General features: G+C 67.8%; 13 protein-coding genes. 3 read left to right on the forward strand and 10 right to left on the reverse strand.

All coding sequences use genetic code 11. The features are described from left to right. Positions 1-2 precede the first annotated feature (2 nt). From ureB to PV766_RS12800, 5 genes are all read right to left on the reverse strand, one after another. Positions 3-332 (reverse strand): urease subunit beta, encoded by a 330-nt coding sequence (ureB, locus tag PV766_RS12780; protein WP_016933274.1) that lies wholly within the window; start codon positions 330-332, stop codon positions 3-5. A 12-nt stretch (positions 333-344) separates the two neighbouring features. After that, a complete protein-coding gene (locus PV766_RS12785) occupies positions 345-647 on the reverse strand; it encodes an urease subunit gamma (RefSeq protein WP_016933273.1) in 303 nt (100 codons plus the stop codon). 251 nt (positions 648-898) lie between these two features. Next, the gene (locus PV766_RS12790; RefSeq protein ID WP_060653369.1) at positions 899-2,074 is read right to left on the reverse strand and encodes a CaiB/BaiF CoA transferase family protein; all 1,176 of its coding nucleotides are present in this window, start codon (positions 2,072-2,074) and stop codon (positions 899-901) included. Next, positions 2,071-3,801 carry an acyl-CoA dehydrogenase family protein gene (locus PV766_RS12795; RefSeq protein WP_421097149.1) on the reverse strand — a complete coding sequence of 577 codons (1,731 nt, stop codon included), beginning with the start codon at positions 3,799-3,801 and terminating at the stop codon, positions 2,071-2,073. The genes PV766_RS12790 and PV766_RS12795 overlap by 4 nt, the downstream gene beginning before the upstream one ends. Before the next feature lie 16 nt (positions 3,802-3,817). Beyond that, entirely contained in the window at positions 3,818-5,137 is a 1,320-nt protein-coding gene (locus tag PV766_RS12800; protein ID WP_255162898.1) for an MFS transporter, read from the reverse strand. Positions 5,138-5,320: 183 nt separating this feature from the next. Between PV766_RS12800 and PV766_RS12805 the strand changes: the two genes are divergently transcribed. Beyond that, a complete protein-coding gene (locus PV766_RS12805) occupies positions 5,321-6,199 on the forward strand; it encodes a LysR family transcriptional regulator (RefSeq protein ID WP_421097150.1) in 879 nt (292 codons plus the stop codon). A gap of 236 nt (positions 6,200-6,435) precedes the next feature. On the opposite strand, the gene PV766_RS12810 is transcribed toward PV766_RS12805, so the two are convergent. Then, on the reverse strand, positions 6,436-6,831 hold the full coding sequence (locus tag PV766_RS12810) for a hypothetical protein (protein ID WP_242496717.1): 396 nt from the start codon (positions 6,829-6,831) through the stop codon (positions 6,436-6,438). Positions 6,832-6,979: 148 nt separating this feature from the next. Between PV766_RS12810 and PV766_RS12815 the strand changes: the two genes are divergently transcribed. Beyond that, positions 6,980-7,825 (forward strand): alpha/beta fold hydrolase, encoded by an 846-nt coding sequence (locus PV766_RS12815; RefSeq protein ID WP_421097151.1) that lies wholly within the window; start codon positions 6,980-6,982, stop codon positions 7,823-7,825. A gap of 4 nt (positions 7,826-7,829) precedes the next feature. Here PV766_RS12815 and PV766_RS12820 read toward each other — a convergent pair whose 3' ends face one another. After that, complete coding sequence (locus tag PV766_RS12820) at positions 7,830-8,231, reverse strand: TIGR03668 family PPOX class F420-dependent oxidoreductase (RefSeq protein ID WP_064065421.1); 402 nt, start codon at positions 8,229-8,231, stop codon at positions 7,830-7,832. A 22-nt stretch (positions 8,232-8,253) separates the two neighbouring features. Beyond that, a complete protein-coding gene (gene ligD / locus PV766_RS12825) occupies positions 8,254-9,222 on the reverse strand; it encodes a non-homologous end-joining DNA ligase (protein ID WP_064065422.1) in 969 nt (322 codons plus the stop codon). Positions 9,223-9,327: 105 nt separating this feature from the next. On the opposite strand from ligD, the gene PV766_RS12830 reads away from it, so the two are divergent. Further along, entirely contained in the window at positions 9,328-10,263 is a 936-nt protein-coding gene (locus PV766_RS12830; RefSeq protein ID WP_421097152.1) for a formylglycine-generating enzyme family protein, read from the forward strand. A 150-nt stretch (positions 10,264-10,413) separates the two neighbouring features. On the opposite strand, the gene PV766_RS12835 is transcribed toward PV766_RS12830, so the two are convergent. Together PV766_RS12835 and PV766_RS12840 are read right to left on the reverse strand one after the other, a co-directional pair. Beyond that, positions 10,414-11,244 carry an aldo/keto reductase gene (locus PV766_RS12835; RefSeq protein ID WP_421097153.1) on the reverse strand — a complete coding sequence of 277 codons (831 nt, stop codon included), beginning with the start codon at positions 11,242-11,244 and terminating at the stop codon, positions 10,414-10,416. Between the two features lie 39 nt (positions 11,245-11,283). Next, complete coding sequence (locus PV766_RS12840) at positions 11,284-12,510, reverse strand: MFS transporter (protein ID WP_421097154.1); 1,227 nt, start codon at positions 12,508-12,510, stop codon at positions 11,284-11,286. Between the last annotated feature and the right edge of the window lie 97 nt (positions 12,511-12,607).

Below are 12,607 nucleotides of genomic sequence, written 5' to 3' on the forward strand. Positions count from 1 at the left end.
TCTCAGTCCTCCTGCTTCCGCACCTGGATACCGGGTACGACGCGTCGCCCGCGCAGGGCGACGGCGTCCAGTTCGCGGCTGCTGCCGGGTTCGAATCGCTGCGACGTCCCCGACGGGATGTCCAGGCGGAAGCCCTGCGCGCGTTCACGGTCGAATTCGAGGGCCGCGTTCGCGTCCGGCAGGTGGAGGTGTGAGCCGATCTGGATGGGACGATCACCGGTGTTGAGGAAGACGAGGGTGATGCGCTCGTCGTCGGAGCGGTCCGCGTTGAGGGTGAGGGAGCCCTCGGCGACGCGAATCGCTCCGGGTCCCGAAGTCGGTCCGGATGCCATGTCGGGCTCCTTTCAGGAGATCGGGTGGTGGATCGTGACGAGCTTGCGTCCGTCCGGGAAAGTGGCCTCGACCTGCACGTCGGTCAGCATTTCGGTGACGCCGTCCATGACCTCTTCGCGGGCGAGGACCTCGCGGCCCTTCACCATGAGGTCGGCGACGTCGGCGCCTTCGCGTGCCCGTTCGATCACCCAGGTGGACAACAGGGCAACGGCTTCGGGGTAGTTCAGTCGGACGCCGCGGTCCCGCCGGTCGCGCGCCACCATGCCGGCGACGGCCAGAAGGAGTTTCTCGGTATCGGCGGGAGTCAGCTGCATATGTCGTTCTTTCGTGCGAGTCGGCGGTCGTGCACTCGATGCCGATCATGCGCGGCTCTTGTTTCGCGGACGTTACCCCCGCGTATCGCGGAGAATCCGGACGTATCGACCTCAGAAGTGCTGCCGCACTGCGTGACCCCGGCAACACCGCAGTGGGATGCCGCCACCGCCGTCCATGGCCGGACAGACCTACGGCCGTTCCCGATCGATCGGAAACGGCCGTAGGTCAGCGATATTCGAGGCGTTCGTCGCTAGGACGGAACGGAGACCTCCTGATATCCCGCGAGTATCTCGTCGGTGTGTTCTCCGTGCAGCGGCGGTGCCGACCGCAGCGGCGGTCGTGCCCCCCCGAAATTGACCGGGAACGCGATCTGTTCGAGAGGCCCGGACGCATGGTCGACGGTGCCGACCATGCCGATCGCGGCGGTGTGCGGATCGCTGTAGATCTCGTCGAGATGCCGGATGGGGGATACCGGCACGCCATGTTCCTCGAGGACCCGGCACCAATATTCGACCGTCCCGATGGCGAATGCCTCGGTGAGGACCTCGTCGAGTTCGTCGCGATGCTCGATGCGATCACGGTTGTGGAGGAACCGTGCATCGGTCACGAGCTCGGGTCGGCCCAGCGCCACGCACAGCTTCTCCCACAGCCCGTCGTTCCCCACCGCGACGACGAAGTATCCGTCGCTCGCCGGATATGCCTGGTAGGGAGCGAGATTGGGGTGCGCCGAGCCCAGAGCGTGCGGTCGCTCCCGCGTGGCGAAATAGTTCGTGGCCCAGTTGACGTGCATCGCCAGCTGGCATTCGAACAGCGACGTGGTGACGTACTGGCCGCGACCGGTGCGAGTGCGTTCGACCAGCGCGGCGAGTACCCCGATCACCCCGAACAGTGCTGCACCGAGATCGCCCATCGCGTATCCGGCCTTCATCGGCGCGCCACCGGGTTCACCGGTCAGCGACATCAGACCGCCGGCGGCCTGAGCGACCATGTCGTAGCCGGGCTGGTCGGCAAGCGGTCCCTCGTCACCGAAGGCCGAGATGTGCAGGACGATCAGGTGCGGGTGCTGTTCGGACAGAGCGCGGTAGTCGAAGATCTTCTGCAGGCCGCTGCCGGGTTTGAAGTTCTCGACCACGACGTCGGCGTCGGCGAGCATCCGGTGCACGATCCGCTGTCCCTCCTCCGACTTGAGGTCGATCGTCACCGACTTCTTGCCGCGGTTGACCGCGAGGTAGTAGGTGGCGTCGTCGCCGACGAAGGGTGGCCCCCACACCCGGGTGGGGTCGCCGCCCTGGGGGTGCTCGACCTTGGTGACATCGGCGCCGAGGTCGGAGAACGACATGGTCGCGTACGGTCCGGCGAGGATTTTCGACAGGTCGAGGACCTTGATGCCGGCGAGCGGGGCCGGGCCGGTGGGATGCGTGCTCATGAGCGGGCTCCTGTCAGTGCAGTCGGTGCCGCATCGGCGGCGATGCTCGGTGCCGCGGCGGCCGCGACGGACGGGTCGACGTCCGTGCCGTCGGCGATCACGGCGAGGTGGTCGAGAGCGACGGCATTCGGTTCACCGGCCAGGCCGTCGAGGTAGGCATGGGCGACGAGCAACGACCGGTGGCCGAGACCGCGCGCGATGCGGTGCGACGCCAGGTCCACGAGCAGGGTCGCCATCACCGTCCGTGCGAGATCGTCGGTGTAGGTCGCGCAGCGGGTTTGCGCGTGCGTGTCGTCGCCGGCGAGCAGGTCTTCGCCGCGCGCCTCGAGCGCATCCCAGCGTTCCCGCAGTGCTGCGACGACCGGGGCGCACTCCGGATGCGCCGCGTGGAGCAGTGTGCGCTGCGCGTCGGCCAGGACCCGGTGCGCGCCGTTCTTGCGCATCGACCGCAGCACGTCGAGCGCGATGACATTGCTCGAACCCTCCCAGATCGATCCGAGGTGTGAGTCGCGCACGAGACGGGCGAACACCCGGTCCTCGATGTAGCCGCTGCCACCCCGGATCTCCATCGCCTCACCGGTGACGGTGCGGGCGCGCTTGCAGATGTAGTGCTTGGCGACGGGCGTGAGGATCCGGACGACACTGCGGGCCTGCGCGTCACCGTGGTCGGCGCGATCGAGGGTCGCACCGCTGTAGGCGACGAGCGCGAGAGCGGCCTCGGCGTCGAGCAGCAGCGGCAGCAGGGTGGCGCGCATGAGCGGCTGGTCGAACAGGGACTTCCCGAAGACCACCCGATCCCTCGTGTGAGCGACGGCGTCGCGCACGGCGCGCCGGATCAGGGCGCTCGAGCGCATCGCGTTCGACAGGCGGGAGGTGTTCAGCATTTCCGTCATCTGCCGGAATCCACGGTCGAGGTCGCCGACCTGCAGCGCGTACGCCCCGTGCAGGGTGACCTCGCCGCTGGGCATCGATCGCGTGCCGAGCTTGTCCTTGAGACGGTCGATCGTGTACGAGTTCCGGCTCCCGTCGGGAAGCCGCTCGGGCAGCATGAACATTCCGACGCCGCGGGTCGAGTTCTCGTCGCCGCCGGGGAACCGGGCGAGGGTGATCACGACATCGGCGTCCGGGTTGGAGGCGAACCACTTGCGTCCGGTCAAGCGCCATGCGTTGCCGTCGAATTCGGCGCGGGTCTCGGTCTTCGCGATATCGGTGCCCGCCTGGGTCTCGGTCATGAACATCGCCCCCGTCAGAGCGGTGGCCGGATCGGTGGAGGTCAGGCCGTCGATCCACGGGCCGAACACCTCGGGGTCGCCGAACATCCGCAGGGTGCGCGCGGCGGCATCGGTCATCGACACCGGGCAGGCGAGGCCGAACTCGGCCTGCACGAACAGATATGACGCGAGGTACTTGACGAGATGCGGGGGCGTGTCCGTCCAACCGTGGATCGGGCGGTGCGACAGTGCCGAGAGACCGTATTCGCTGTAGGCGGCGCGGCACAGTTCGAGATAGGCGGGGTGGTACTCGATGCGGTCGATGCGCTCGCCGTCGGGGTCGTACCGGTGCAGCACCGGCGGATGGGCGTTCGCCGTGGCCGCGAGCGCGTCGAGACGGTCGGCGGCATCGGCACCCAGGCGCGCGAGGAGACGGTCGGTGAGCGGCCGGTGGGCGTCGGAGATCCAGCGGTCGAGTACCGCATCCAGAGCCGGGTCGGTGTGGGCGTAGTTCATTTTCGTCCGTTCGGTGTCAGGAGGCGTCGGCCGTCGTCCGGGCGGGGGCGGGGCGTGGTTCGTCGGGCTCGGTGCTGGTCGGTGAGCGTTTGAGCAGCGCGGTCATGCAGACCAGGGAGATCAGCACGTATCCGATCCCGAGTCCGACGACCGGCCAGATCGAGCCGGCGCGGTTGAGGAGGAACTGGCTCGCCATCGGGGCGGTGCCGGCGAAGATCGCCGTCGAGATCTGATACGACAACGAGATGCCGGTGTAGCGCACGTGGGTGGGGAAGACCTGCGCGAGGATGCCGGCCAGCGCCGAGTAGTACATCGCGTGCGGCGCGGTGGCGAGCACCATGCCGATGATCGCCCAGGTGAGCGAGCCCGTGCGGATCAGCACGAACATCAGCGGCAGGACGATGAGCTCGGGTCCGAGCATCCACAGCACGGCGCGTCGCGCGTCGATCCTGGTGGCGAGAACCGCACCGAAGGGTTGGACGAGCACCTGCGCGACCAGTGCGAGGGTGATCACGAGCAGGAAGTCCGATCGGGTGAACCCGAGGTCGGTGGTGGCCCAGGCGAGGGCGAAGGTCGTCTTGACGTAGGTGATCGCCACGCCCGCCACCACGGCACCGACACCGAGGAGCAGCGCCGCCGGGTGTGAACGCAGGACTTCGACCAACGGTAGTTTCGTGCGTTCCTGTGCAGCGGCGGCCACGCGCATCTCCGGCGTTTCCTGGATCCGCACGCGGATGTAGAGGGCGACGATCACCAGCGCGGCGGATGCGAGGAACGGAATGCGCCAGCCCCAGTCTTCGAAGGTGGCATCGGACATCGCGGTGAGTCCGAGGAAGGAAAGAGTGGCAAGGAGATTGCCCACCGGCGAACCCTGCTGGGCGAAGGCACCGTAGAGAACCTTCTTGCCGGGTGGGGCGAACTCGGTGGCGATGAGGACTGCTCCGCCCCATTCGCCGCCCATCGCGATGCCTTGCAGCACTCGCAGGGCGACGAGGAGGATAGGCGCCCAGATTCCGATCTGGTCGTAGGTGGGCAGCAGGCCCACGCCGACGGTGCCGGCGCCCATGAGCGCGAGGGTGATGATGACCGCGTTCTTCCGTCCGAAGCGGTCGCCGAAGTGGCCGAAGACGATCCCGCCGAGAGGCCGGGCGATGAAACCGACGGCGAAGGTCGCGAAGGCGGCGAGTGTGCCGACCGCGGGCGAGGCGTCGGGGAAGAACAGTGCCCCGAGGACGAGAGCCGAGGCCGTGCCGTAGATGTAGAAGTCGAACCATTCGATGGTGGTGCCGACGAAGGCGGTCACACCGGCGCGGCGTGCGGCCCGGGTGTCGTGCATCGGGCGTGGCGGCGGGGTCGCGGTGTGCTCTGGAGGAGTATTCACGCTGCACTTCCGAGGGCGTCGAGCGGAGTCGATCCGCGGATGAATGAGTCGTGGATCACTATCACCGGCGCAACCGTGTAAAGTCCAAGACCTAATCGAGCACGATTGTGTAGATCAACTTATAAAGTCGAGGTCGGCATGGAACTTCGGCAGTTGCAGGCCTTCCTGGCGGTGGCCGAGGAGTTGCACTTCGGACGCGCGGCGGAGCGACTGCACATCGCCCAGTCGCCGCTCAGCCAGACGATCCGCGCCCTCGAACGCGACCTCGGCGCCGAGCTGTTCGCCCGCACCACCCGTTCGGTGCAGCTCACCGCCGCCGGTGAATCGCTGCTCGGTCCCGCGCGCGTCATCTCCGCCCAGATCGAGATCGCCCGGACGGTCGTGCGGTCGACGGCCTCGGGTGTCACCGGCGTGGTGAGCGTCGGATTCGGCGGCGCGAGCGGTTACACGGTGATCTCACAGCTGGCCCGGCGCCTCGAGGAGCGTTGTCCCGGGATCGAGCTGGATCTGCGTCCGCAGACCTATACGGGGGAAGTGCTCGATCTCGTCTCGCAGGGACTGCTCGACATGGGGATCGTCGGCCTCCCGGTGCCCCGGGACGTCGCCACCGAGACGGTGCGGCAGGAATCGCTCACGGTTGCGCTGCCGGCGGATCATCGATTGGCGACCCGGGAGGAACTCGACGCCGCCGATCTGACCGGCGAGCGGTTCGTCGTCTATCCCGCCGCCCACGGGTCGAGCGTGCGGGAGATGACCTTCACGGTGTGCCACTCCGCCGGATTCACCCCCGTGATCGCCCGGGAGGCACCGGACCCCTACAGCCTGCTGGCCCTCGTGGGTGCCGGGGTGGGGGTTGCGGTCGTCGTCGCGTCGACCACCGACATCACTGTGACGGGCGTTCGGTACGTCCCGCTGCGGAACAGTCCGGTGCTGCCGATCGCGCTCGCGTGGCGTCGTGACAACCCGGCGCCGGCGGTCCGCCGGGTGGTGGATGTGCTGCGCGCACACGTGAACTGACCGCTGTCGCACCCCGGTATGTGCCCTCCGGGTAAGTCGGGCGTGTCAAGGTGGAAGACACCCTCGAAGGGTCCGACGCTCGAACGGAGGAGGTGAACCATTGCCGGACACCGACGACCGACAACAGCACACCCAGGACGATCTCGATCGTGGCTCTCGACGTCGACGGGCCGTCCTGCAAACTCGTCGAGAAGGTGCCTCGCTCGCGGCAATCGACAGGACTGATGCGCTGACAACTACCGACTCACAAGGACCGCTCGGGCACGGTCGAGCACAGTGTTCAGCGCACGTTCGGCGGCGACACGGTCGGCCGGATGGACGGCCTCCCAGATACCGGACGTCAGCTCCTCGATGCGATGTTCGATCCTTGCCACGGTTTCTCGTCCGGATTCGCTGAGCCGGTCGTCGCGGATCAGGCTCCGAGCGATCAGGGAATCGACGACCTCCGCAGTGTCCGGTACGTAGGTGGTGTCGTGGAGCAGTGCGGGAAGCGCTGGCGAACCGTCGGAGCGTTCGGCGAGGCGCAGTGCGACCCACTGCGTCTCGACCAGGTCCTCGTCGGCAAGGGGATCTGGACGGCCGGACCGATGAGATCGGGGAGTTGCTCCGGTCTGTCCTTTCAACGCCACCACTCGTGGCCACTGTCGCGGACTTCGTTCACGCAGATTCGGAGAAGACCGAACCCGATCGAGAAGGAGACGAGAACATGGGACATCGACCACGGCTCGACGGCACCCGTTACGAGGACTCGACCTTGCACACCGGAAGCTCGAGTGAGCCATGACCACCATCAGCGCCAACGGGGTCGACCTCGGCGTCGAGTTCTTCGGCGACGATGACGCACCACTCGTCCTGCTCGTCGGCGGCACGACGATGCTCTCGTGGCCCGACGAACTGTGCACACGGCTCGCCGCGGGTGGGCGTCGTGTCGTGCGATACGACCTGCGGGATTGCGGGGAGTCGACGACGAAGGACCCGGACGCGCCCGGCTACACCCTGCGCGACCTCGCCGACGATGCGGCAGCCCTCGTCGACGCGCTCGATGGCAGGCCGGCGCATCTCGCGGGCATCGGTGTCGGCGGGATGGTGGCCCAGGTCGCTGCGCTCGACCATCCAGCCGCGTTCCGGGCCCTGACTCTGGTCGGGACGCGTCCGGTCGCACCGGGCCCGTGCGATCCCGACCTTCCCGATCACGACGCGGCGACGATGAAGCGCATGTTCGCGCTCCCGATGCCCGACTGGGCCGATCGCACGGCCGTGGCGGAATTCGCGGCCGCTCGCGCCGCGGTCCTCGGGGACGATCCCGACGCCGCGTGCGTGGTTGCCGAGCGCATCTGGGACCGCACACCGAACGACGAGCCGTCGGTCCAGTCCGCGAATCAGCTCGGAATGGTCTTCGCCAGACTCGATTGCACGCCCCGCTGGCGGGAACGCTTGCGCCAGATCGACGTCCCGACCCTCGTCGTGCACGGCCGCCGGGATCCGTTCTTCCCCGTCGGCAACGGAGAAGCCATCGCACGCGAGATCCCGAGAGCGCGGTTGCTCGTCCTGGACGATGCCGGCACCGCGGTCCCTGTTGCGGTGGTCGACGAGATCGCCGAGGCGATGCTCACGTTGGACCGGTAGTTGCTCACGCCGACCAGGATCGCCAGCGCAGCCTGTCGATGGTGATGGCCGGTCCCGGTGGTCGTTTCGCCTGGTACTGCGGGTATTTGCGGACGAGCGCGTCGATGCCCGCAGTTCCCTCGGCAGTGTCGGCGTCGTGGACCGTGGCGATGCCGTCGATGCGGACCCACCACAGCTGCGACCAGTCGTCGCTGTAGTGGTCGACGAGCACGCACACCCGTGGGTTCTCGGCGATGTCGGCGAGTCGACGCAGGCGCCGGGTGGATTTCGGCTTGTCGTCGACACAGGTGTGGATCACGTCGCCGTCGAGGGCGAACACGATGGGGACGAGGTGTGGCTCGCCGGACCCGTCGGCGGTGGCGAGGCGGGCCACTCGGGCATCGGCGACACTGCGACGGACGTCCATGCGCCTCACGGTAACCGGACGGTCAGTGTCGGCCCGGGAGATCGACCTCCGGCACCGTCTTGTCGGTGCGTAGTCCTCGCCAGCTCGGATGCCGGAGGCTTCCGCCCGCGTACTCCCGGTACTCGACCTCTCCGACGAGGATGGGCTCCACCCAGTGGGCGCCGTGGGTCTCCCGTGCCGGCGGAGCGACCGCCAGTGGGGTGGTGGGCCGCTCCAGCGGACGCAACTGCGATCGCAGCTCGCGGCGGGTCGCGGTGGTGAATCCCGTCCCGACCCGGCCGATGAACACCAACCGTTCCTCGTCGTCGTGCGCTCCGAGGAGTAGCGAACCGATGCCGCCGGCAGCCTTGCCGGATCCGGGGAGCCACCCGACGACGACCACCTCGGTGTTCCGACGCAGCGGCGTCTTGATCCAGCCGTCGCTACGGGTCCCGGGTAGATACGGTGCGTCCGGGTCCTTGGCTACGATCCCTTCGAGGCCGTGTTCGCGCGCGACCGTGAGCATGGTCGGTGCGTCGACATCGGTCCAGTAGGGCGACAGCTGAACCCGAGGTCCGGGGACGATCAGGTCCTCGAGGACGGCCCGGCGCTCCAGATAGGACAGCTCCGTCGTGGATTCTCCGTCGAGAGCGAGGACGTCGAACAGGTAGATCAGGACCGGTAGCTCGGCACGTAGCTCTTCGGTGGGGCGGTGGACGTGCATCCGGCGCTGCAACCGGGCGAAGGACGGCCGACCCTCGGAATCGAGCGTGACGATCTCGCCGTCGACGATGCAGTCCCGGCCGTCCGTCGCAGTGGTGAGCGGGTGGGGGAGCTCGGGGAAGCTCCGGGTGATGTCGTTGCCGGTGCGGCTGGTCAGCCGGCACTGTCCGTCGGTCACCGTGGCGAGGGTGCGCTGGCCGTCCCATTTCATCTCGAACGCCCAATTCCCGGTCGGCGGCGGACCGAGGGTCGCCAGCATCGGGGACAGTTCCGTCGTCGTGGAGGGCATGTCCCGAGTCTGCGGTACGGGGGCGGGACGGGACCGGTGAATGCGCGGTCTCCTCGCGGCGGTGCGTCCTTCGCGCCCTGAACGGGGCCGTGCGAGGCTGACGTCATGAGGCGTGCTGCGACACAGAACACGACTCTCGTCGCCGGGGGCACGTTCTGGATGGGGTCGGAGGATTTCTATCCGGAGGAGCGACCGGTCCACCAGGTGACGGTCGACGGGTTCTGGATGGACACGCACCCGGTGACCGTCGCCGAGTTCCGGCGCTTCGTGAAGGACACCGGACACGTCACTACCGCGGAGATCGCGCCGGACCCGGCCGATTATCCCGGCGCCGATCCGTCCCTGCTCGTGCCCGGCTCGCTCGTGTTCACGCCTCCTCCGGGGCCGGTACCGCTCGACGACTACACGAGGTGGTGGTCGTTCGTCCCGGGTGCGGACTGGCGTCATCCCGAAGGCCCGGGGAGCACCGTCGGCGGGCGGGAACGCCATCCCGTCACCCACGTCTCGTGGTTCGATGCCCGCGCCTACGCAGAGTGGGCCGGCAAGGAACTGCCGACCGAGGCCGAATGGGAGTTCGCCGCCCGCGGCGGACTCGACCGCAAGGCCTTCACATGGCGCGACGAGCGCGAACCGAAGGGCCGGCCCGGCGGGAACGTCTGGCAGGGCGAATTCCCGTGGCAGAACCTCGAAACGGACGGATTCGCCGGAACCTCACCTGTCGGACACTTCCGGCCGAACGGATACGGCCTCCACGACATGGCGGGCAACGCGTGGGAGTGGACCGCCGACTACTTCACCGCGAACCATGCTTCGAGCGGCAGGAACGTCGCGCCGGCCTCATCGTGTTGCATCCCGACGAATCCCCGCGTCGACGAGGCCGAACACGATCCGCGCGAAGCGTATCCGCGCCGCGTCATCAAGGGCGGCTCGCACCTGTGCGCCCCGAACTACTGTCTGCGGTACCGACCCGCGGCCCGCCAGGGTGACACCGAGGAGACCGCGACGTGCCATATCGGATTCGGCTGCGTCATTCACCCGTGAGACGACAGGTTTCACCCTGGTCAGGGGTGTATGCCGCCCGATACCGGTGGTGTACTGGGAACGGATGGGGGTGAAAAGAGGCATCCACCATGAGCCAGGATCTGCGTCCGGATCCGATCCCGGGCGGAGAAACCGGAGTGGTGAGGTCTGTCAGTTGAACTGGTCCGGATGGGGTCCGGTGCGCAGATCGCGATCGGTATTGGTGATGGTGGACATGTCCTCGTCGGTCAGCTCGAAGTCGAAGACCTCGAAGTTCTCCCGGATCCGGGACGGCGTGACCGACTTCGGGATGACGACGTTGCCGAGCTGCAGATGCCAGCGCAGCACCACCTGGGCCGGCGACTTGCCGGTGCGCCCGGCGATCGACGTGATCGCCTCGTCGTCCAGCACGGCGCCCTGGGCGAGCGGGCTCCACGCCTCGGTGGCGATGCCGTGCTCGGCGTGGAAGGCGCGCAGCTCACTCTGCTGCAGACCGGGGTGCAGTTCGATCTGGTTGATCGTCGGGACGAGCGAGCTGCCGTCCAGCAGGCGCTGGAGGTGGGCCGGCTGGAAGTTCGACACGCCCGCAGCGCGAAGGCGTCCTTCCTCGACGAGGCGTTCGAGGGCACGCCAGGTGTCGGCGTAGACATCGCGGGCCGGGGTCGGCCAGTGGATCAGGTAGAGATCGAGACGATCGAGGCCGAGCGCGGTGAGGCTGGTGTCGAAGGCGCGGAGGGTGGCGTCGTAACCCTGATCGGAGTTCCACACCTTCGTCGTGATGAACAGCTCGTCGCGGGACAGTCCGGAATCCGCCAGCGCGCGGCCGACGCCGGCTTCGTTGCCGTAGATCGCGGCGGTGTCGATGTGGCGGTAGCCGGTCTCGAGTGCGGCGCTGACGGCCGCGGTGGTCTCGTCCTCGGGGATCTGGAAGACGCCGAAGCCGAGCTGAGGGATCTCGACGCCGTTGTTCAGGGTGACGGTGGGGATCGTGGACGATGTCACGAGTCGGTGCTCCTTCGGGGGTGTTCGCGTAGTCCGGGATCAGAGTCGGACGGGGTCGACTGCAGCACGGGTTGTGCTGTGGAGGTCGGGTTCTGTGGATGTGTGAGTTGCGTTGGTGTGGTCGTCCTTTCGCTGTAGTCGGTGGGACAGGACCGCCGGGACCAGAGCGGACGCGGCCAGGACGGCCCCGACGGCGTTGGGTGCCGTGTACCCGAATCCGGCGGATATCACCGTGCCGCCGAGCCAGGCGGCCAGGGCGTTGCCGAGATTGAAGGCACCGATGTTGGCGGCGGAAGCCAGGGTCGGGGCGCCGTGCGCATGGTCGAGGACGTGCTTCTGCAGGGGCGGCACGGTCGCGAAACCGAGGGCGCCGATCAGGAAGACCGCCGCGACGGACACGGTCTTGTCGGAGGACAGGAAGGTGAACAGTCCGAGCACCATGGCCAGGCCGGCCAGGGCGGTGTAGAGCATCGGCATGAGATTGCGGTCGGCGAAATGTCCGCCGACGAGGTTGCCGACCACCATGCCGGTTCCGAACACGGCCATCAGCCAGGGGACGGAGGACTCGGCGAACCCGCTGACATCGGTCAGGATCGGTGCGATGTAGGTGATCGCGGCGAACACGCCACCGAAGCCGAGGACCGTCATGGTCATGGCCAGTACGACCTGGACGTTCTTGAACGCCGCGATCTCGTGGCGCAGCCGCACGCCTGCGGGTCGGGGGACGTCGGGAACGAGCTTCGCGACGCCGGCCAGGCCGACGACGCCGAGCGCGGCGACGATCAGAAATGTCGCGCGCCAGCCCGCGGTGTGGCCGACGAAGGTGCCCAGCGGCACGCCGGCGACATTGGCCACCGTCAGTCCGGTGAACATCAGGGAGATGGCAGCCGCCTTTTTCTGCGGTGCCACCAGTTCGGCGGCGACGACCGAGCCGATGCCGAAGAAGGCCCCGTGGGCGAGGGAGGCGACGACGCGGCCGATCAGTATGACGGCGAAGGTGGGCGCGAGGGCGGAGACGGCGTTGCCCAGGACGAACAGGCCCATGAGCAGCATCAACATGTTCTTACGGGAGATCCGGGTGCCGAGCGCCGTCATGATCGGGGCGCCGATCATGACGCCGAGGGCGTAGCCGGTGACCAGATATCCGGCCGTGGGGATCGACACGCCGAGATCCGATCCGACCTGGGGGAGCAAACCCATGATCACGAACTCGGTGGTGCCGATCCCGAAGGCGCCGATGGCCAGGGCCAGCAGAGCGAGTGGCATGAGAACGATCCTTCGATCGAGAAGAGACGCAGACGCGCTTTACTGGCGTAGACAATAATTGCAGGCGCCGACTAATTGCAAGCGCGGGTATAGTGAG

It is taken from the genome of Rhodococcus sp. As11, from assembly GCF_048957735.1.
GTDB lineage: Bacteria > Actinomycetota > Actinomycetes > Mycobacteriales > Mycobacteriaceae > Rhodococcus > Rhodococcus gordoniae.

Excerpts from the sequence above, each read along its gene's own strand:
- PV766_RS12805 (WP_421097150.1), top strand. The coding sequence starts at position 5,321 with ATGGAACTTCGGCAGTTGCAGGCCTTCCTGGCGGTGGCCGAGGAGTTG.
- PV766_RS12820 (WP_064065421.1), bottom strand. The coding sequence starts at position 8,231 with ATGGACGTCCGTCGCAGTGTCGCCGATGCCCGAGTGGCCCGCCTCGCC.
- PV766_RS12790 (WP_060653369.1), bottom strand. The coding sequence starts at position 2,074 with ATGAGCACGCATCCCACCGGCCCGGCCCCGCTCGCCGGCATCAAGGTC.
- PV766_RS12840 (WP_421097154.1), bottom strand. The coding sequence starts at position 12,510 with ATGCCACTCGCTCTGCTGGCCCTGGCCATCGGCGCCTTCGGGATCGGC.
- PV766_RS12830 (WP_421097152.1), top strand. The coding sequence starts at position 9,328 with ATGAGGCGTGCTGCGACACAGAACACGACTCTCGTCGCCGGGGGCACG.
- PV766_RS12795 (WP_421097149.1), bottom strand. The coding sequence starts at position 3,801 with ATGAACTACGCCCACACCGACCCGGCTCTGGATGCGGTACTCGACCGC.
- ligD (WP_064065422.1), bottom strand. The coding sequence starts at position 9,222 with ATGCCCTCCACGACGACGGAACTGTCCCCGATGCTGGCGACCCTCGGT.
- ureB (WP_016933274.1), bottom strand. The coding sequence starts at position 332 with ATGGCATCCGGACCGACTTCGGGACCCGGAGCGATTCGCGTCGCCGAG.
- PV766_RS12785 (WP_016933273.1), bottom strand. The coding sequence starts at position 647 with ATGCAGCTGACTCCCGCCGATACCGAGAAACTCCTTCTGGCCGTCGCC.
- PV766_RS12800 (WP_255162898.1), bottom strand. The coding sequence starts at position 5,137 with ATGCACGACACCCGGGCCGCACGCCGCGCCGGTGTGACCGCCTTCGTC.
- PV766_RS12815 (WP_421097151.1), top strand. The coding sequence starts at position 6,980 with ATGACCACCATCAGCGCCAACGGGGTCGACCTCGGCGTCGAGTTCTTC.